The 19,280-nt window shown below is 62.8% G+C and carries 20 protein-coding genes; 15 read left to right on the forward strand and 5 right to left on the reverse strand.

Translation table 11 applies throughout. The features are described from left to right. Positions 1–23: 23 nt before the first annotated feature. The 10 genes from nagZ to NKI47_RS04680 all read left to right on the forward strand — a co-directional run bounded on the left by nagZ (position 24) and on the right by NKI47_RS04680 (position 9,817). Complete coding sequence (gene nagZ, locus NKI47_RS04635) at positions 24–1,043, forward strand: beta-N-acetylhexosaminidase (protein WP_352587876.1); 1,020 nt, start codon at positions 24–26, stop codon at positions 1,041–1,043. A gap of 58 nt (positions 1,044–1,101) precedes the next feature. Beyond that, on the forward strand, positions 1,102–1,902 hold the full coding sequence (locus tag NKI47_RS04640) for a segregation and condensation protein A (protein ID WP_023678931.1): 801 nt from the start codon (positions 1,102–1,104) through the stop codon (positions 1,900–1,902). Continuing rightward, positions 1,899–2,678: an SMC-Scp complex subunit ScpB gene (gene scpB, locus NKI47_RS04645; RefSeq protein ID WP_352568856.1), complete on the forward strand. Its 780-nt coding sequence runs from the start codon at positions 1,899–1,901 to the stop codon at positions 2,676–2,678. The genes NKI47_RS04640 and scpB overlap by 4 nt, the downstream gene beginning before the upstream one ends. A 178-nt stretch (positions 2,679–2,856) precedes the next feature. After that, positions 2,857–3,078: a twin-arginine translocase TatA/TatE family subunit gene (locus tag NKI47_RS04650; RefSeq protein ID WP_352587879.1), complete on the forward strand. Its 222-nt coding sequence runs from the start codon at positions 2,857–2,859 to the stop codon at positions 3,076–3,078. A 45-nt stretch (positions 3,079–3,123) separates the two neighbouring features. Then, entirely contained in the window at positions 3,124–3,810 is a 687-nt protein-coding gene (gene tatB, locus NKI47_RS04655; protein ID WP_352587882.1) for a Sec-independent protein translocase protein TatB, read from the forward strand. Continuing rightward, positions 3,807–4,670 carry a twin-arginine translocase subunit TatC gene (gene tatC, locus NKI47_RS04660; protein WP_023678927.1) on the forward strand — a complete coding sequence of 288 codons (864 nt, stop codon included), beginning with the start codon at positions 3,807–3,809 and terminating at the stop codon, positions 4,668–4,670. Before tatB ends, tatC begins: the two co-directional genes overlap by 4 nt. Positions 4,671–4,986: 316 nt before the next feature. Continuing rightward, entirely contained in the window at positions 4,987–6,294 is a 1,308-nt protein-coding gene (serS, locus tag NKI47_RS04665) for a serine--tRNA ligase (protein ID WP_352587885.1), read from the forward strand. Between the two features lie 244 nt (positions 6,295–6,538). After that, positions 6,539–7,297, forward strand: a complete 759-nt coding sequence (gene surE, locus NKI47_RS04670) for a 5'/3'-nucleotidase SurE (RefSeq protein ID WP_352467008.1) — start codon at positions 6,539–6,541, stop codon at positions 7,295–7,297. Beyond that, a complete protein-coding gene (locus NKI47_RS04675; protein WP_352568853.1) occupies positions 7,294–7,959 on the forward strand; it encodes a protein-L-isoaspartate(D-aspartate) O-methyltransferase in 666 nt (221 codons plus the stop codon). The genes surE and NKI47_RS04675 overlap by 4 nt, the downstream gene beginning before the upstream one ends. Positions 7,960–8,284: 325 nt before the next feature. Further along, positions 8,285–9,817: a peptidoglycan DD-metalloendopeptidase family protein gene (locus tag NKI47_RS04680; protein ID WP_352587890.1), complete on the forward strand. Its 1,533-nt coding sequence runs from the start codon at positions 8,285–8,287 to the stop codon at positions 9,815–9,817. 96 nt (positions 9,818–9,913) lie between these two features. Here NKI47_RS04680 and NKI47_RS04685 read toward each other — a convergent pair whose 3' ends face one another. Further along, positions 9,914–10,789, reverse strand: a complete 876-nt coding sequence (locus NKI47_RS04685; protein ID WP_352587892.1) for an ATP-binding protein — start codon at positions 10,787–10,789, stop codon at positions 9,914–9,916. Between the two features lie 292 nt (positions 10,790–11,081). On the opposite strand from NKI47_RS04685, the gene yajC reads away from it, so the two are divergent. From yajC to NKI47_RS04715, 5 genes are all read left to right on the forward strand, one after another. Then, positions 11,082–11,423 (forward strand): preprotein translocase subunit YajC, encoded by a 342-nt coding sequence (gene yajC, locus NKI47_RS04690; RefSeq protein WP_352588014.1) that lies wholly within the window; start codon positions 11,082–11,084, stop codon positions 11,421–11,423. 55 nt (positions 11,424–11,478) lie between these two features. After that, positions 11,479–12,579 carry a SecDF P1 head subdomain-containing protein gene (locus tag NKI47_RS04695; RefSeq protein ID WP_352587894.1) on the forward strand — a complete coding sequence of 367 codons (1,101 nt, stop codon included), beginning with the start codon at positions 11,479–11,481 and terminating at the stop codon, positions 12,577–12,579. Between the two features lie 185 nt (positions 12,580–12,764). Next, positions 12,765–15,317 (forward strand): protein translocase subunit SecDF, encoded by a 2,553-nt coding sequence (gene secDF / locus NKI47_RS04705; protein ID WP_352568850.1) that lies wholly within the window; start codon positions 12,765–12,767, stop codon positions 15,315–15,317. A gap of 15 nt (positions 15,318–15,332) precedes the next feature. Continuing rightward, on the forward strand, positions 15,333–15,722 hold the full coding sequence (locus NKI47_RS04710; protein ID WP_352587897.1) for an Mth938-like domain-containing protein: 390 nt from the start codon (positions 15,333–15,335) through the stop codon (positions 15,720–15,722). Between the two features lie 25 nt (positions 15,723–15,747). Continuing rightward, complete coding sequence (locus NKI47_RS04715) at positions 15,748–16,575, forward strand: phytoene/squalene synthase family protein (RefSeq protein ID WP_502898019.1); 828 nt, start codon at positions 15,748–15,750, stop codon at positions 16,573–16,575. 86 nt (positions 16,576–16,661) lie between these two features. Here NKI47_RS04715 and NKI47_RS04720 read toward each other — a convergent pair whose 3' ends face one another. The 4 genes from NKI47_RS04720 to NKI47_RS04735 form a co-directional block, all read right to left on the reverse strand. Continuing rightward, on the reverse strand, positions 16,662–16,994 hold the full coding sequence (locus NKI47_RS04720) for a type II toxin-antitoxin system RelE/ParE family toxin (RefSeq protein ID WP_198023610.1): 333 nt from the start codon (positions 16,992–16,994) through the stop codon (positions 16,662–16,664). Continuing rightward, positions 16,978–17,268 carry a type II toxin-antitoxin system ParD family antitoxin gene (locus NKI47_RS04725; RefSeq protein WP_352454489.1) on the reverse strand — a complete coding sequence of 97 codons (291 nt, stop codon included), beginning with the start codon at positions 17,266–17,268 and terminating at the stop codon, positions 16,978–16,980. Before NKI47_RS04725 ends, NKI47_RS04720 begins: the two co-directional genes overlap by 17 nt. Positions 17,269–17,304: 36 nt before the next feature. After that, positions 17,305–18,744, reverse strand: a complete 1,440-nt coding sequence (gene trmFO / locus NKI47_RS04730; protein ID WP_352587903.1) for a methylenetetrahydrofolate--tRNA-(uracil(54)-C(5))-methyltransferase (FADH(2)-oxidizing) TrmFO — start codon at positions 18,742–18,744, stop codon at positions 17,305–17,307. 379 nt (positions 18,745–19,123) lie between these two features. Next, the gene (locus NKI47_RS04735; RefSeq protein WP_023678914.1) at positions 19,124–19,264 is read right to left on the reverse strand and encodes a DUF1127 domain-containing protein; all 141 of its coding nucleotides are present in this window, start codon (positions 19,262–19,264) and stop codon (positions 19,124–19,126) included. Positions 19,265–19,280 lie beyond the last annotated feature (16 nt).

The raw sequence follows: 19,280 nt of genomic DNA on the forward strand, positions 1-19,280 counted from the left end.
CGCGAAGCTCTAAACTGTTCCGCATGACCGAATCAAAATCCATGATCCTCGGCTGCGCCGGGAAATCACTGACCCGCGACGAGATCCGTTTCTATCGCAACGAATGCCCGTGGGGCTTCATCCTGTTTGCGCGCAATATCGGCGAGACCGAGCAGATCCGCGATCTGGTCGCCGCGATGCGCGACTGCGTCGGGCGTGCGGATGCGCCGGTGTTCATCGACCAGGAGGGCGGCCGGGTGCAGCGCCTACGGCCGCCGCTGGCGCCGAACTATCCGGCTGCCGGTGCACTCGGCGCCTTGTGGCGCGACGACCATGACGCCGGCACCCGTGCCGCATGGCTGATGGCGCGGCTGCATGCCTTCGACCTGCTGCGCTACGGCATCACGGCGGATTGCCTGCCGGTGCTCGACGTGCCCATCGAGGGCGCCAGCGACGTCATCGGCGCGCGCGCCTATGGCAAGGAGCCGCGCGCCGTCATCGAATTGGGTCGCGCCGCGGCGGAAGGCCTGATGGCGGGCGGCGTGCTGCCGGTGATGAAGCATATTCCCGGTCATGGAAGGGCCTTCGCCGATACGCATTTCGAACTGCCGACCGTCGACGCCTCGATCGGCGAGTTGCAGCGGCATGATTTTGCCCCGTTCAGGGAGCTCAACCATTTGCCGATGGCGATGACGGCGCATGTCGTCTATAGCGCGATCGACCGGAAGAACCCGGCCACCATATCCGGCAAGGTCATCGAAAAGATCATCCGCGACGAAATCGGCTTCGACGGGCTGTTGATGAGCGACGACACCTCGATGAAGGCACTTTCTGGGGATTTCCCGTCAAAGGCGGCCGCTATCCTTGCGGCGGGCTGCGATCTGGTCCTTCACTGCAACGGCGTGTTCGAGGAGATGGCCGGCATTGCATCGCGCACGACCGGGCTTGAAGGCAAGTCGTTTGAGCGCGCGGAGCGGGCGCTGACCTATATCAGGAACCGTGACGTGGCGGACGAGACCGAGATTCGGGCCGAATTTGCCAGTTATTTCGACGCGGCGGCCTAGCATCAAAGGAAGCGAAGTGGCGGAAACATTGGACCTGAAGGCCGGCAAGGCCGCACCGATGGACCGCTTGTGGGCCGAGAACGACGATTCCCGGCTGACCGGCGATCCGGCGTTGGTCGTCGATGTGGCCGGCTTCGAAGGTCCTCTCGATCTTCTGCTGCATCTTGCCCGCAATCAGAAGGTCGACCTGTCGCGCATCTCGATCCTGGCGCTGGCCGAACAGTATCTGGCCTTCGTCGAGAAGGTGAGGGCGCTGAGGCTGGAGCTTGCCGCCGACTACCTGGTGATGGCGGCATGGCTGGCCTTCCTCAAGTCGAAGCTCCTGATCCCCAAGCAGCCCGGCGACGAAGGCGAAAGCGGCGAGGAACTGGCGGCGGTGCTGCAGTTCCGGCTGAAGCGGCTGGAGGCGATGCGCGACGCGGCGGCACGGCTGGTCAACCGCAACCGGCTCGGACGCGACGTGTTTGCACGCGGCATGCCGGAAATGGTCATCGTCGAGAAGCGCAATGCCTATTCGGCCTCGCTCTACGACCTGTTGACCGCCTATGCCCAGCAGCGCCAGAAGCAGGCAATAACCAATGTGACGATCGCCAGGCGCGGCGTGTGGTCGCTCAAGGATGCGCGCGACGTGCTGACCAGGCTGATCGGGTCGCTGCGCGACTGGACGGCGCTGGACAGTTTCCTGGTCGAATATCTGGCCGGCCCGGAAGAGCGGCGCACCGCGGTTGCCAGCTCGTTTGCGGCGACGCTGGAACTGGTCCGCGAAGGCAAGATGGAAATGCGGCAGGACCAGGTGTTCGCGCCGCTTTATCTGCGCGGCCGCGCCCAGGCCATCAAGATAGTCGAGGTAACACCATGAGCGAACGCGCCAACGCTTCGGTCATTCCGTTCAAGATCGACGACGATGCCGAGCAAGGCGCAGTTGCCGAAAACCCGGCACAAAATCAGGGGCAGAATTTGTCGCGGAATCCTGGCGAGCGGCTGCATATGGCGGAGGCCGTACGGATGGCCGAGGCGATCGTATTCGCCAGCGCCGAGCCGGTCAGCGAAAAACAGCTCACTTCGCGACTGCCCGACGGCATCAACATTGCCGCGGCAATGGCCGAACTGCAGCAGATCTATGCGCGGCGCGGCGTCAATCTGGTGCGCGTCGGCGATGCCTGGGCGTTTCGCACCGCCGGCGACCTCGCCTTCCTGATGAGCCGTGACACGGTGCAGCAGCGCAAACTGTCCCGCGCTGCCCTCGAAGTGCTGGCGATCATCGCCTACCACCAGCCGGTAACGCGCGCCGAGATCGAGGACATCCGCGGCGTCGAGACGTCGAAGGGGACGCTCGACACGCTGATGGAGACCGAATGGGTGAGGATGCGCGGCCGGCGTCGCACGCCCGGCCGTCCCGTCACCTACGGCACGACCGACATTTTCCTCGACCATTTCGCACTGGAGGAGATACGCGATCTCCCCGGCATGGAGGAATTGAAGGGTGCGGGGCTGCTGTCCGGCCGCATGCCGTCGAATTTCTCGGTGCCGCTGCCGCCGGCCGACCCCGATGCGCTCACCGACGACGAGGATCCGCTGACCGACATCGACCTCGAAGAACTCGGCCTTTTGACGCCGCGCGTCACGGAAGATTGAGCCGAGCGCCATCTTAAAGCCACAGGCAGGATGGAACTGCGCCGATTGGTAGCGGGCCGCCGTGCCGAAAGTGCGTGACTTCGGCGACTCATTCATGAACTCTGTCGCAGTTCTGTTTGAATCCGAACCCGAAAGCGCATAGATCAGCGTCTGGGAAACCGTTCGAGAGAGATTTGCTATGGGTTCATTTTCGATTTGGCACTGGATGATCGTTCTGGTGATCGTGCTGCTGGTCTTCGGCCGCGGCAAGATCCCCGAGCTGATGGGCGACATGGCCAAGGGTATCAAGAGCTTCAAGAAGGGCATGGCGGACGACGACGCTGCCGACGACAAGCGCACCGTCGAACACCGTTCCGACGAAACCGTTTCGGTACCGAAGGAAAAGGCCAGCAAAAGCTGAGCCCAAAACTTTAGTCGGCCAAAACTTGAGTCGGAACGTATAGCCATGTTCGAAGTCGGCTGGACCGAGATGCTGGTGATCGCGATCGTCATGATCGTGGTCGTCGGGCCCAAGGATTTGCCCAACATGCTGCGCACCTTCGGCCGCACGACGGCGAAGCTGCGCGCCATGGCGTCCGATTTCCAGCGGCAGTTCAACGATGCGTTGAAGGAAGCCGAGCTCGACGACGTCAAGAAGTCGGTCGATTCGCTGAGAAGCCTCAATCCGGCGGCCGAGATCAGGAAGCAGCTCAATCCATTCGAGCAGGCCGCCGCCGACGTCCGTTCCGGCGTCGACGCAGTGATGAAACCCAAGCCGGCCGTCGATGCCGCCGCTTCGACGGAGCAGGCGGCCGAGCCGCTTAAGAACGGCGCAACGACGATGCCGGGCGTCAGCCCGCCGGAGCCGACGCCGGCCACGCCGATCCTTCCGGCGATGACGGACGAGTCCGTCGTAGCGCCGGCAGTGCAGGCGCAAACGGCTGCAGCGGCCGTGCCGAAAAAAGCACCTGCGGCAAAGAAGAAGCCAGCGCCCGCGAAAGCCGCGGCCGCCGTCCCGGCCAAGCCGGCAAAGACTGCTGCGCCAAAGGCTGCCGCAAAAGCTGAGCAAAAAGCGCAGTTGTCAGCAGCGAAGAAGCCGGCGTCAGCAACGAAGAAGCCGGCCGCCAGGAAAACGGCGGGAGCCGCCAAGTGAGCGTTTCGGACAAGGAAAAGGACGAGATAGAAAAATCGTCGGCTCCGCTGATGGAGCACCTGATCGAGTTGCGCCGGCGGCTGATCTGGTCGATTGGCGGTTTTTTTGTTGCCTTCCTGGTCTGCTTCTTTTTCGCCAAGCGGCTGTTCAACCTTCTGGTCATTCCGTTCAGATGGGCGACCCAATGGGCCGGGCTCGACCCGCACAAGGTCGAGCTGATCTATACGGCGCCACAGGAGTTCTTCTTTACCCAGGTCAAGCTCGCCATGTTCGGCGGCATGGTCATCGCCTTTCCGCTGATCGCCACGCAGATCTACAAATTCATCGCGCCCGGCCTCTACAAAAACGAGCGCAACGCCTTCCTGCCGTTCCTGATCGCCTCGCCGATCCTGTTCCTGATGGGCGCATCGCTGGTCTATTTCTTCTTCACGCCGATGGTGATGTGGTTCTTCCTCGCCATGCAGCAGACCGGCACCAACGACCAGGTGCAGATTTCGCTGCTGCCGAAAGTGTCCGAATATCTCAGCCTGATCATGACGCTGATCTTCTCCTTCGGCCTGGTGTTCCAGCTGCCGGTGGTGACAAGCCTGATGACGCGGGTCGGCATGCTGTCGTCCACGGCCCTGGCCGAGAAGCGCAAATGGGCGATCGTCATCGCCTTTGTGGTGGCGGCGGTGCTGACGCCGCCCGACCCGATGAGCCAGATCGGCCTCGCAATTCCGACGATCCTGCTCTACGAGGTCTCGATCTGGTCGGCCCGGCTGATCGAACGCAGCAAGGAGCGCGACCGTGTGGCCCGCGAAAAGCAGGACGCCACCGAAGAGGTGGCCGAAAAGCCGGCGGACGCGTCTTCGACGTAGGTTCGGTTGAAGCGGGCAGCATTTTTTTGCCGGCCATAGCAACTTTGTTCTTGCTTTGTGCCGGCAGCTATGCTACTAATTTAAGTATGGTGCCAATTGGCTCCAAAAACCCGCCTCCCGAGGCGGGTTTTTTGTTTCCAGGGTCCTTTCGATCGAACGTTGCGCGTGCTGCCTACCTGAGGTCGGCGCGAAGGAACTCTGCCTTGACGTCTTGTATCGATGCGGTTTACGCCCTCTGGTCTTTGTTTTGGGCATGTCATTGTCCCAAAACCGCTGCGCACTTTTGGGCGACATGCCCTCTGAGGACGAACAGACCATGCTTGACATCAAATGGATTCGCGACAACCCGGAGGCCCTTGTCGAAGCGCTCCAGAAGCGCTCGTGGTCGGCCGAGGATGCGCAGTCCACGGTCGACGACCTGATCGCCGCGGATGAGGCGCGGCGCGAGCATCTGACCGAGCTGCAGACCAGGCAGGAACGCCGCAACGCCGCATCGAAGGAGATCGGCAATGCCATGCGCTCGGGCGATGCAGCTCTTGCCGAAAGGCTGAAGGCCGAGGTCGGCGAGATCAAGGCCTTCATCCAGAATGGCGAGGCGCGCGAGCGCGAGCTCGACAAGGCGCTGACCGATGCATTGGCGGTGCTGCCAAACGTGCCGTTCGACGACGTGCCGGTCGGCAAGGACGAGCACGACAACGTCGTCAAGCGCGTCGTCGGCGAGGTGCCGACGCGGCCGAACTGGGTGAAGGAGCATTTCGAGATCGGCGAAGCGCTCGGCATGATGGATTTCGAGCGGGCAGCACGGCTTTCCGGCTCGCGCTTCACCGTGCTCAAAAGCGGCCTGGCGCGGATGGAACGCGCGCTCGGCCAGTTCATGCTGGATCTGCACACCACCGAGCACGGCTATGTAGAGATCCAGCCGCCGTTGATGGTGCGCGACGAGGTGCTTTTCGGGACCGGGCAACTGCCGAAATTCGAGGAGGATTTATTCTTCGTTCGGCACGGGGACGGCAGGCTTGGCCTCATCCCAACCGCCGAAGTGCCGCTCACCAATCTGGTACGCGAAGAGATCACGGCGCATGAAAAGCTGCCGCTGCGCTATACCGCGCTGACGCCGTGCTTCCGCTCCGAGGCGGGCTCGGCCGGGCGCGACACGCGCGGCATGCTGCGCCAGCACCAGTTCTACAAGGTCGAGCTGGTGTCGATCACCGACCAGGAGACTTCGGTTGCCGAGCATGAGCGCATGACCGAATGCGCCGAGGAGGTGCTGAAGCGGCTCGGCCTGCCGTTCCGCACCATGACGCTGTGCACCGGCGACATGGGCTTTGGCGCGCGCAAGACCTACGACATCGAGGTCTGGCTGCCCGGCCAGAATGCCTATCGCGAGATATCGTCGTGCTCGGTATGCGGCGATTTCCAGGCGCGGCGCATGGACGCCCGCTACAAGGACAAGGACGGCAAGGGCAACCGCTTCGTCCACACGCTGAACGGTTCGGGCACCGCCGTCGGCCGCGCTCTCATTGCCGTCATCGAAAATTACCAAAACGAGGACGGCAGCGTAACCATTCCTGAAGCGCTTCGGGCTTACATGGGCGGTCTCGCAAAGATCGAATCATCGAAGTGACAAGATTGTCGGCCCCGCGTTCCTTCGCGCCCCCCTCTGTCCTGCCGGACATCTCCCCCTCAAGGGGGGAGATTGCGCCGTCATCACAGCTTTCGCCAACTGTTGGCGTAGCAAGGAAGGCGGCGGCTACGGTATTGCCGATCTCCCCCCTTGAGGGGGAGATGTCAAGTGGTGGCAAAGAGGGCAGGACAGAGGGGGGTATCGTAGAGCGCTGCCGTCAATCCAATTCTGCAAAGGCGGTCTCATGCGCATCCTCCTGACCAACGACGACGGCATCCATGCCGAGGGCCTTGCATCACTCGAACGCATCGCGCGCACGCTGTCGGACGACGTCTGGGTGGTGGCACCGGAACAGGATCAGTCCGGCTATGCGCATTCGCTGTCGATCTCGGAGCCGCTGCGGCTCAGGAAAATCGGCGAAAAGCACTTTGCGGTGCGCGGAACGCCGACCGACTGTGTCATCATGGGCGTGAAGAAGATCCTGCCCGAAGCGCCTGACCTGATCCTGTCCGGCGTCAATTCCGGCGCCAACATCGCCGACGACGTCACCTATTCGGGCACGGTCGCCGGCGCCATGGAAGGCGCGCTGCTCGGCGTGCGATCGATCGCCATCAGCCAGGCCTATTCCTATGTCGGCGAGGACCGCGTCGTTCCCTACGAGACCACCGAAGCGCTGGCGCCGGCCCTGCTCGAAAAGCTCGTCGCCATGCCGTTGCCGGACGGCGTGCTGCTCAACGTCAATTTTCCGAACTGTGCGCCGGAAGAGATCGCCGGCACTGTAGTCACTTCGCAGGGCAAGCTGGTCCACAGCCTGTGGGTCGACGAGCGGCGCGACGGGCGCGGCCTGCCTTACTACTGGCTGCGCTTCGGCCGCGAGCCAGTCGAGGGCAAGCAAGGCACCGACCTCCATGCCTTGCGCAATCGGCTGGTGTCGGTGACGCCGCTGCAGCTCGATCTCACCGCGCATGAAATCCGCGATCAACTGGCCAAGGCGCTCGCATGAACTTGAACCACGCTGCAACGGTCGACGAGCGCGAAGGTTTCGCTGCCTTCCTGCTTCGTCTGCGCGGCAGGGGGACGGTGCCGAAGGCGCTGATCGCCGCCTTCGAGGCGACGCCGCGGCGCGGCTTTCTGTCTCCGCATTTCCACCCGATGGCCTGGTCGGACCGTATGCTGCCGATCGAATGCGGCGAGGCCATCGAAGGCGCCGACCTGCAGGCGGCGGTGATCGCGGCATTTGCCATCGAGCCGGGCAACCGGGTGCTCGAGATCGGCACCGGGTCCGGCTACACGGCGGCGGTGATGTCGCGGCTTGCCGCGCGGATCGTCACCATCGACCGTTACAAGACGCTGGCCGAACAGGCCCGGCAGCGCCTCGAGGCACTCGCCATCGGCAATGTGATCGTGCGCCAGGCGGACGGTTCCAACGGGCTGGCCAACGAAGCGCCGTTCGACCGCATCGTCGCCTGGGCGGCCTTCGACAGCCTGCCGCGCTTTCTCCTCGACCAATTGTCGAGCGGCGGCATCGTCATCGCGCCGATCGGACCCGACGAAGGCGAGCAGGTGCTGGCCAAGCTGACCAAGGTCGGCAGCCGCTTCGAACGCGAGGATATCGGCCTGGTGCGCCTGCAGCCGATCCTGCACGGTGTCGCCGCGGTGATCTAGACTGTGTCGATATTCAGGTGAGGCCGGCCTGCAAATGGCGGCTTCCTCCGCTTCCGCTTCGCCGGCCGAAGCATTCATAAGAGGTCGCGGCAGTTAAGGCTATGGCCGGCGTAGGCCGGTGCTCACGTACCGAAAAAGTACGCACCGCTCCGGTTCTCGGAACCCACCATTTTCGGCTCGGCCTGACCTGAATCTCGACACACCCGGCGCTCGATCCTCGAATATTTTAAGAAAATTTGCGTCTGATTCTACAGGTTTAACCGACCGGTAACATTAACGCGCTTTAATCACACTCAGTTGTACCGGGTCTGTGCGGGTTAGTGCGATGCAATTCAGTGTTTTGAAGGCAAACGGACGCAATCTGGCGCGTGGCTGCGCCGTCCTCATGATCGCAGGCGCTGCGACGGGGTGTAGTTCCCAGGTGGCGCGGTTCAACAGCGTCGATGACGTGTTCACCGCCTCGACCAACAACCAGCGCGCCATCATCGACAAGCAGGATGCTGCCCAGCCTTATCCGGGCGATGTTGCGGCCGCGCCGATCGACGGCAGCCACACCCAGTCGGTCAGCCGCTCAAGCCTCGAACCGGTTACGGCGCAGCAGTTGCCACCGCCGGCTCCCGCCCTGGCACCCGCCGCCCGCCCGGTGCGTACCGCTGCCGCGCCGGCGATGGCGCCTGCCGCTCCTCGTGTCGACAGGACGGCAACCGGCACCGTCGCTCCGGCGGCAAGGCCGTTCAAGAACGCCGAGCCCGACGCGCCGCGCATGGCGACGGCCGCCGGCGCACCGCATGCAGCCGAGATCGTCGTCAAGGACGGCGAGACCATTTCCGGCCTGTCGCGGCGCTACGGCGTGCCGGCCGATGCCATCATGAAAGTCAACGGGCTGAGCGCGACCAAGGGGCTGAAGACCGGCCAGAAGCTCGTCATCCCGGCCTATGCGTATTCGAGCAACGGCGCCACGCCGAAAGTCGCCGACGCCAAGCCCGCGAACGGCACCAGGCACGACCAGCCGGCCGACGCGCCGGAGAAGGTGGCCGTGCTGCCGCAGCAGCCGAAGCTCAGGGAAGGCAAGTCTGCCGCGCAGGTGGACGCCTCGGCTGCCGCAAGCCAGCCGAAGGATGGAAAGACCGCGCCCAAAGTGGCTTCGGCGACGGCCAAGCCAGCCGGTGCCGGCGGCACCTACACGGTTCAGCAAGGCGATACGCTGTCGGCCATCGCCAGAAAGACCGGCGTCGGCATCGTCGCGTTGAAGCAGGCGAACGGCATGCAGGATGGACTGCTCAAGATCGGCCAGACCCTGAAAGTGCCGGCAGGCGGAACCGCTGTCGTCGCCAGTGCGAAGCCGGCAAAGGTCGATCCGGTGACGACGGCCACCACCCAGCCGCCTGCCAAGGCCACGCCGACGCAGACGCTCGCCTCCTACACGCCGCCAAAGAAGGACGCGAAAGTCATCCAGCAGGCCGAGGACGACGATGCGGTGGCGCCGGACGCAACCGGCATCGGCAAGATGCGCTGGCCGGTGCGCGGCCGCGTGATCTCAAGCTTCGGCGGCGGCAAGGACGGCGTCGACATTGCCGTGCCCGAGGGGACGCCGGTCAAGGCAGCTGAGAACGGCGTCGTCATCTATGCCGGTGACGGCCTCAAGGAATTCGGCAACACGGTGCTGGTGCGGCACGAAAACGGTCTGGTCACCGTCTACGGCCACGCCAGCTCGATCGAGGTGCAGCGCGGCCAGAAGGTCAAGCGCGGCCAGGAAATCGCCCTGTCCGGCATGAGCGGCACCACCGACTCGCCGAAACTGCATTTCGAAGTGCGCAAGAACTCGGCGCCGGTCGATCCTTCGACCTATCTCGAATAGAAGACGGAAGCGATTTGCGGGCCACTTGACCTTCAGCCCGCCGAGGAAGTCCGCTCCGCAAGGTGCGGGCTTCCTCTGCTGTTAGTCCTTGAGCGGCTAATCCTTCAGCGATTTGCCGAGCCGGCCTGCCAGATCCTGGGTGAACTGCCAGGCGACGCGGCCCGAACGGCTGCCGCGCGTCGTCGCCCATTCCAGCGCCTCGGCGCGCAGCGTCTCGGGATCGATGGCGAGATCGTGATGGCGGACATAGCCGTCGATCATGTCGAGATATTCGTCCTGCGAACATTTGTGGAAGCCAAGCCACAGGCCGAAACGGTCCGACAGCGAAACCTTTTCCTCGACCGCTTCGGACGGATTGATCGCCGTCGAGCGCTCATTGTCGATCATGTCGCGCGGCAACAGATGCCGCCGGTTCGAGGTGGCGTAGAAGATGACGTTGGCCGGGCGGCCCTCGACGCCGCCTTCAAGAGCTGCCTTCAGCGATTTATAGGACGTGTCGTCGTGGTCGAATGACAGGTCGTCGCAAAACAGGATGAAGCGGAAGGGTGCCGCCTTCAGCAGTCCCATCAGCTTCGGCAGCGTGTCGATGTCTTCGCGATGGATCTCGATAAGCTTGAGCGGCAGGTCGAGCTTGGCCGAAGCGTTGACCGCGGCGTGCACCGCCTTGACCAGCGACGATTTGCCCATGCCGCGCGCGCCCCACAACAGCACGTTGTTGGCAGCATAGCCTGAGGCGAAGCGCTCGGTGTTGTCGACCAATATGTCGCGGACGCGGTCGACGCCGCGGATCAGGCCGATGTCGACGCGGTTGACCTTGCGCACCGGCTCCAGATAGCCGGGATCGGCCTGCCAGACGAAGCAATCGGCCTCGCCGAGGTCGGTTTGCGGCACCGGCGGCGGGGCGAGGCGGGCGACCGCCTCGATCAGGCGGTCGAGCTTCTGGCTCAGGATATCGATGGTACTGTCGGTCATCTCTTGTCTTTTTTGTTTCGCTTTCAGGATGGTGCGGCAGGCCAACCTACCTGATTTCAGCGGTTTCGAAACTCGTCCCAAGCATTTGTTCGGGCATGATCTTTTGCGGAAACCGAGCGTCGCTTTTGGGGATCACCCTCTAACACGGCTCACCAGGCCGGAAAAGCAGCCGATTTGCCCGGCCGCGCAGTTGCATTGGCAACGTTACCGACTATATTCCGGCCAAATTTGGCGGGGCCGTCAAATTCCCAGAACGGTTTGGCGGCTGTTTTTAAAATTCAGGAGTACCTCGATGTTCGTGACACCGGCATACGCCCAAGGCATCGGCGGGGACTCGTCCGCAATGTTTATCCAGATCGTGCCGTTTGCTCTGATTTTCGTGATCATGTATTTTCTGATCATCCGGCCGCAGCGCACGCAGCTAAAGAAGCGCGGCGAGATGCTGGCGGCGGTTCGTCGCGGCGATACCGTTGTCACCGGCGGCGGCTTGGTCGGCAAGGTGACCAAGGTGATCGACGATAACGAGCTCGAGGTCGACCTTGGCGGCGGCACCAAGGTGACGGCGCTGCGCTCGACGATCGCCGACGTGCGCGTCAAGGGCGAGCCGGTGGCGAACCAGAACGCCAAGAAATAAAGCTCAGGAGATAACCGGGTCTTCGGGCGGCACGATCCGCAACGGGCAACGCCATATGTGGTTTTCGCGCCTTACCAAGATTCTTATCTGGCTGGCTGTTGCCGGCATGGTGGTCTTGGGCGTGATGCTTGGCGCGCGCGCTATGAAGCCGGACGGTACGCTCGTCGACCTTCTTGCCTGGCTGCCGAAGCGGCAGGCGAGTTTCGACCGGCAAGGTGGTTGGCAGATTCTGCTTGAGGTGGATAAGGAGGATCTGATCAAGAACCGGCTGGAGACGGTGCGCAATGACGTTCGCTCGCTGCTGCGCGATGCCAGGATCGGCTATACGGGCCTTGCTGGATGGGGTCGCGAGGTCAAGGTCCGCATTTCGGATCCGGCTCAGATCGATGCCGCCAAAACAGCCCTGAAAATATTCACCGATCCGGTTGCCGGGACGAACCCAGTCGAGGAGATCGCGCTTGATGAGCCGGAACCCGGATTGCTCAGCCTCACAATAACGGATGCTGGCGTCAGGCTTCGGACATTGATGGCGCTGGTGCCGTCGATGGAAGTCGTCAAACTCCGGGTTAGCGAGAGTGGCGCTTTCGAACCGATCGTGCAGCAGCAAGGCGATGACCAAATACTGGTTCGGGTGCCCGGCTTGCGGACCCCAGTCCGGTTCAAGGACATTCTCGGACGGACTGGCAAGTTGACATTTCAAATGGTCGATACGTCGTGGCCTGTGCAGGATGCGCTCAACAACCGGGCGCCGCGAGGCTCTTCGGTGCTCTATTCGCAGGACGATCCGCCGATTCCCTATCTGGTCGAAGATCGTGTGATTGTTTCCGGTGACAACATCGTCGATGCCCGGGCGACCTACAATTCGGCCATGAATGAGCCGGTTGTATCGTTCAATTTCGATTCCAAGGGTACAACGCGTTTTGCTCAAGCGACCTCACAGAATGTCGGCAAGCAGTTTGCAATGATCCTCGACAGTCAGGTGCTTTCGGCGCCAGTTATCCGCGAGCCGATCCTTGGCGGCTCCGGCCAGATATCAGGCAACTTCACCAATGAGAGCGCCAAAGAACTTGCCCTGCTTTTGCGTTCTGGTCCGTTGCCGGCAAGACTGAAAATAGTTGAAGAACGCACTATAGCGCCTGGCGGCGGGCAGAATTAGAATAGGGCAGGAGATCAGCCAATTACGTCGGAACCGATCCCGGCGGCGGCGCCAAATTGACTGCACCGCGCTCGACAATTGACGATGTGCAGGTTAAGGGCGAGCCGGTGGCGAACCAGAACGCCAAGAAATAACCGAATTGTCGGCGGAACGATCCGCCAGTACGCCCTGACGGACGACGCCATATGCTCTATTTTTCGCGCTTCAAGATGATCCTGATCTGGCTGGCCGTGGCCGCCACAGTGGTCCTCGCTGCGCCCAACCTTTTTTCCGCCAGCACGCTGGCCAAGCTGCCCGACTGGGTGCCGAAGCGGCAGATGACGCTCGGCCTCGACCTGCAGGGCGGCTCGCACATCCTGCTCAGGATGGATCCGAACGATCTGATCAAGGACCAGCTGGAGACGACGCGCGACGAAATTCGAACGCTGCTGCGCAATGCCAAGGTCGGCTATACCGGCCTTTCCGGATCGGGCCGCAGCGTTCAGGTCCGCATCACCGATGCCAATCAGGTCGATGCCGCCAAGAATGCGTTGAAGACATTAACCGATCCGGTGCAAGCTGGCCTGTTCAGCGGCGGCTCCATCCGGGAGATGACGCTGGATGAATCCCAGCCCGGCCTGCTGAAGTTCACCGTCACCGATGCCGGCATCAAATACCGCACCTCGGCGGCGCTGACGCAGTCGATCGAGGTCGTCGGTCGCCGCGTCAACGAGCTCGGCACCACCGAGCCGATCGTGCAAAGGCAGGGCGACGATCGCGTTCTGGTCCAGGTGCCGGGCCTGCAGGATCCGCAGCGGCTGAAGGAGATCCTCGGCCAGACCGCCAAGCTGACCTTCCAGATGGTCGACCAGTCGATGCCGGTGCAGGATGCGCTCAAGGGCCGCCCGCCGGCGGGGTCCTCGGTGCTCTATTCGCAGGACGATCCGCCCGTTCCCTATCTGATCGAGAACCGCGTCATCGTCTCGGGTGAAGACCTCGACAAAGCGAGTGCGACCTATAACTCCCAGACCAACGAGCCGGTGGTTTCGTTCACCTTCAATTCCAGGGGAGCGACGCGGTTCGGCCAGGCGACATCGCAGAATGTCGGCAAGCTGTTCGCCATCATCCTCGACAATCAGGTGATTTCGGCGCCGCAGATCCGCGAACCGATCCTTGGCGGCAGCGGCCAAATCTCGGGCAATTTTACTGCCGAGAGCGCCAACGACCTCGCCGTGCTGCTGCGTGCCGGCGCTTTGCCGGCGACGCTGACTGTGATCGAGGAGCGCACCGTGGGGCCTGGTCTCGGCCAGGATTCCATCCATGCCGGCAAGGTCGCGGGTATCATCGGGTCAATCCTGGTGGTGGCGTTCATGTTCGTCGCCTACGGTTTCCTCGGCTTCCTCGCCAATATCGCGCTGGCGGTGCATGTTGCGATGATCGTCGGGCTGCTGTCGCTGCTTGGAGCGACGCTGACCCTACCTGGTATCGCCGGTATCGTGCTGACCATCGGCATGGCGGTCGATTCGAACGTCCTCATCTATGAACGCATCCGCGAGGAGCGACGTGCCGGCCGCTCGGTCATTCAGGCGATCGATACCGGTTTCAGCAAGGCGCTGGCGACCATCGTCGATTCCAACGTGACCTCGCTGATCGCAACCGTGGTGCTGTTCTGGCTCGGAACCGGGCCGGTGAAGGGCTTTGCCGTCACCTATGCCATCGGCATCCTGACCACGGTCTTCACCGCCTTCACCTTCACCCGCCTGCTGGTGTCGATCTGGCTTCGCCGGGCCCGTCCGAAGGAGTTGCCGCGCGCGCCGGTGACCTTCATTCCGCCGGGAACGAAAATTCCGTTCATGGGCATCCGCCGCTGGACGTTCACACTGTCCAGCGTGCTTTCGGTGCTGTCGGTCATCGGCTTCATGACCATCGACATCAATTACGGCATCGATTTCAAGGGCGGCTCACTGATCGAGGTGCAGGCCAAGACCGGCAATGCTGATCTCGCCGACATCCGCGGCAGGCTGACGGAACTCAACATCGGCGAGGTGCAGGTTCAGCAGTTCGGCGAACCGAACGACGTGCTGATCCGCGTCGGCACGCAGGAGGGCGGCGAGAACGCCGAACAGACCGTCATCGACAAAGTGCGCGGCGAGCTGCAGGACCAGTATGATTTCCGCCGCGTCGAAGTGGTCGGGCCGACGGTCTCGGGCGAGCTTGCCAAGCAAGGCACCATTGCCATGCTGGTCGCGCTGCTCGGCATCCTGATCTATGTCTGGTTCCGCTTCGAATGGCAGTTCGCGGTCGGCGCCATCGTTGCGACCGTTCACGACGTGGTCATGACGATCGGCTTCTTCGTCATCACCGGCCTCGAATTCAACCAGTCGTCGCTGGCGGCGATCCTCACTATCATCGGTTATTCGCTCAACGATACGATCGTCGTCTATGACCGTGTTCGCGAGGATCTGCGAAAATACAAGCGAATGCCGCTGCCGCAATTGCTGAACAACGCCATCAACGAGACGCTGTCGAGGACGACGCTGACCTCGGTGACGACGATCCTGGCGCTGCTGGCGCTGGTGCTGTTCGGCGGCGAGGTGATCCGCTCGTTCACCATGGCCATGCTGTTCGGCGTCGTGTTCGGCACCTATTCGTCGATCTTTATCGCCGCGCCACTGCTTATCCTGTTCAAGCTGCGGCCGCAGGCCACAGCGTCCGATGAGGAAAAGCCGGTGGGCGGCGGCAAAGCCATAGCCACCTGACGGCTTGCCTCAAAAGTGGCCAAGGGCATCGTCATCCGCGAGGCGCATTTCCCCGGCCGCGCACCGATCGAGGCTTACGGCAATGGCGGTTTCCGCTTTGCCGACATGTCGCATCGCGGCTCGCTGCTGTGCCTGCCTTCTGGCATCTATGGCTGGGAGCCGGCCGATCCGTTGGCGCTGACGGCAGCGGATTTCACCAAGCTGTTCAACGAGGCCGCCAAGGTCGAGATCCTGCTGGTCGGCAGCGGCAAGGATCTGAGGCCGTTGCCGACCGCGCTGCGTGCCGCGCTGAAGGACGCCGGCATTTCCGCCGATCCGATGTCGACCGGGGCGGCGGTGCGGACCTATAATGTGCTGCTGGCTGAAGACCGCGCCGTGGCCGCAGCACTCATCGCCGTCGACTGACGTGCCCGAAAACACCAAAGTCGTCATGGAGACGGTGCGCGCCGCCGATCATGACCGCTACCTGACCGCGCTCTACGCGCCCGAAGACAAGCGGGACGCGCTGTTTTCGCTCTATGCCTTCAACGCCGAAATTGCCGGCATTCGCGATCGCATCCGCGAAGCGCTGCCGGGCGAGGTCCGGCTGCAATGGTGGCGCGATGTCATCGCCGCCGAAGAGGATGAGGCAGAGATTGGCCATCCCGTGGCGGACGCGCTGAAGGCGACGATTTCCACTCACCGTCTGCCCAAGGCGGCTTTCGACAATATGCTCGAAGCGCGCATCTTCGATCTCTATGACGACCCGATGCCGTCGCGTACCGATCTCGAAGGCTATTGCGGCGAGACTGCCGCCGCGCTCATCCAGCTTGCGGCGGTGGTGCTCGATCCGGTCGAAGCACCGCGCTTTGCCGAACTTGCCGGCAGGGCAGGTTGTGCGCAGGCGATGACCGGTCTGCTGCTTCTGCTGCCGCTGCATCGTAAGCGGGGACAGTGCTTTGTGCCGGCCGACATTTTGGCCGCGGCGGGATCGTCGCCGGAAGAGTTCGTTGCGGGCGATGGTGGGTCTGGAGCGCAACGTGCTGTCGCCGCGATGATCGCGCTGGCACGGGAACATCTTTCCGCCTTCGAGCAGGGGGCGTCCACCCTGCCGGTTTCACTGCGTCCGGCGTTTCTGCCGCTGGCGCTGACGGGCGCCTATCTCGACAAGATGGAGACTGCCCGCCGCTCGCCTCTCAAGGATATGGCTCGGCTCTCCGTCCTGCGCCGGCATTGGCTTTTGTTCCGGCGAGCGACGCGAGGCTGGCCGGCCGCATGAAGGCTGATGACCAATGAGGAAGTCCGGGGAGGCCGCCAAGCCTGGACTGCAGGCGGCGAGCAGCGCCCCGGCCGAGTAGTTTTTCATCACGATGGATTACTCGATCCGCCATCGCGCATCAGCGTCTCATAATCGCGACCGCCGTAGAAGATGTTGACGATGCGAACAAGATCGTCGCTGACAACATAGGCGATAATAGCCGAGTGCTCGAACGGCACCGTTCGCAACCCTGGTGCAATGTCATCGCGCGGCCGGCCGCCACGCGGTGCATTGCCGATGCTTCGGCAGCGATCTTCGATTCGAAGCACGAATTTCAGCGCTATGTCCGGATTTCCGCCGGCCTCGATGATGTGCTTGAAAATGTCAGCCAAATCGTTTCTGGCGGTTTCACGGTAGTCGACCTCAAGCCGCTGAATCATCAGCGCGGCCTGAATACCGAGCAAACAGTCCTCGGAGATGATCGCGCACCTCTTCTCCGGTATAGCCAGGCCTCGTATCCTCGATCGACGCCTTTACACGCGCCCTGATCGAGGCCATGCGCTCGGCATGTTCTTCCTCCTCGCGCTGGAAGGCGCGAAGCGCTGCGCGGATGACTTCGCTGGCCGAACCGAAGGAGCCGTCTTCAACCTTTTCGCGGATCATACGCGCCATGGCGGGCGTTACGGTGATTGACAGTTTCTCAGCGGATTCCATGGAATTTGGCCTCGCGATACAAAGTAGGATGTTATCCTACTTCTGCGCCCCGCAATCCGCAAGCAGGGACTCCGCCGCTTCCGCCCGAAAAGGCAGCCCCAGCCATTCGCGGCAGTCGGCGAGCGCGCGCGATGTCACCGCATGCCGCTTGGCGACCGTCTTGTCCTTGCCGCGCAGCCGCTTGCCCTCGATCTTTGGCGCGTCCACGGGCGGGAACAGACCGAAATTGACGTTCATCGGCTGGAAGGAGCGCTTTCCCGGCTCGTCGTCGGAGACAATATGGCCACCAGTGATGTGGTTGAGCAGCGCGCCGAAAGCGGTGGTCAAGGGCGGCAGCGACGGCGCATGGCCAAGCCTTTCGGCGGCCGCGAAACGTCCGGCAAGCAGGCCGATGGCGGCGCTCTCGACATAGCCCTCGCAGCCGGTGATCTGGCCGGCAAAACGCAAGCCGGGCCGCGATTTCAACTGCAGCGACGCATCGAGCAGCGTCGGCGAATTGATATAGGTGTTGCGGTGCAGGCCGCCTAGGCGCGCGAACTCGGCGTTTTCCAGCCCGGGAATGGTGCGGAATACGCGCACCTGCTCGGCGTGCTTCAGCTTGGTCTGGAAGCCGACCATGTTGTAAAGCGTGCCCAGTGCGTTGTCCTGGCGAAGCTGGACGACGGCATAGGCCTTTACAGACGGATTGTGTGCATTGGTCAGCCCCATCGGCTTCATCGGCCCGTAGCGCAATGTCTCGACGCCGCGCTCGGCCATCACCTCGATCGGCAGGCAGCCGTCGAAATAGGGCGTGCCTTCCCACTGCTTGAATTCGGTTTTCTGGCCGTTGACCAGCGCCTGGATGAAGGCAAGGTACTGCTCCTTGTCCATCGGGCAGTTGATGTAGTCCTTGCCGGTGCCGCCGGGACCGACCTTGTCGTAGCGCGACTGGAACCAGCAGATATCCATGTCGATCGTGTCGAAATGGACGATCGGGGCGATGGCATCGAAAAAGGCGAGCGCGTCGGCGCCGGTTGCGTCCGCAATCGACTGGGCGAGCGACGGCGCCGTCAGCGGGCCGGTGGCAACGATCGCCTGGTCCCAGTCCGCCGGCGGCAGGCCGGGCAATTCCTCACGCTGGATGGTGATGAGCGGGTGGGCTTCGAGCTTTCTGGTCACCGCTTCGGAAAATCCGTCGCGGTCGACGGCCAGCGCACCGCCGGCCGGCACCTGATGCGCGTCGCCGGCGCTCATGATCAGCGAACCGGCCAGCCGCATTTCGGCGTGCAGCAGGCCGACGGCATTGGTTTGCGCATCGTCGGAGCGGAAGGAATTGGAACAGACGAGCTCGGCCAGCCCGTCGGTCTTGTGCGCATCGGTGCCGCGGACGGGACGCATTTCATGAAGGACAACGGGAACGCCGGCTTCGGCCGCCTGCCAGGCGGCTTCCGAGCCGGCAAGTCCGCCGCCGATAACGTGAATGGGGTTCTTGTCCATGAGCGCCGAAATAGTCGCTTGGCGCGAGGATTGCAATTGCCAGGGATCGCACCGCAAGTGGGCTGCCTAGGAAAGACCGCCCAAAACAACAACACCCGCCGAGGGAGGAGATCCGGCGGGTGTCGTTTTGTTGGTCGATCCTCGGGAGGAGGTGAAGATCGACCGTATTCGTCATTGCCGGGGAGGAGGTCGGCTTTAACGAAATTCTTTTCGCCATTTGAAGGGCGCGAAACCCTTTTAGAAACAACCTGGAAACAGCGCCCGCCGGGGGAGGAGGTCCGGCGGGCGCCGTTTTTGTGGTCAACCCTCGGGAGGAGGTGAAGGCTGACCGTATCCGTCAGGGTCGGGGAGGAGGTCGACCCTGGCGAAATTCTTGTTGTTAGATCGCCCTGCGAGCGACCATCTTGATCTCGTCGCGGACGATGCCGAGATCGTTGAGCTGGCGATTCGACAGGCGACCCAGCTCGGTAACCGTCTCGCGGTAGACGCGCCAGTTACGATAGTTGCGGATCAGGTTCATTGTCGTTCTCTTTTCA

The sequence above is a fragment of the Mesorhizobium sp. M0633 genome, assembly GCF_040320645.1.
GTDB lineage: Bacteria > Pseudomonadota > Alphaproteobacteria > Rhizobiales > Rhizobiaceae > Mesorhizobium.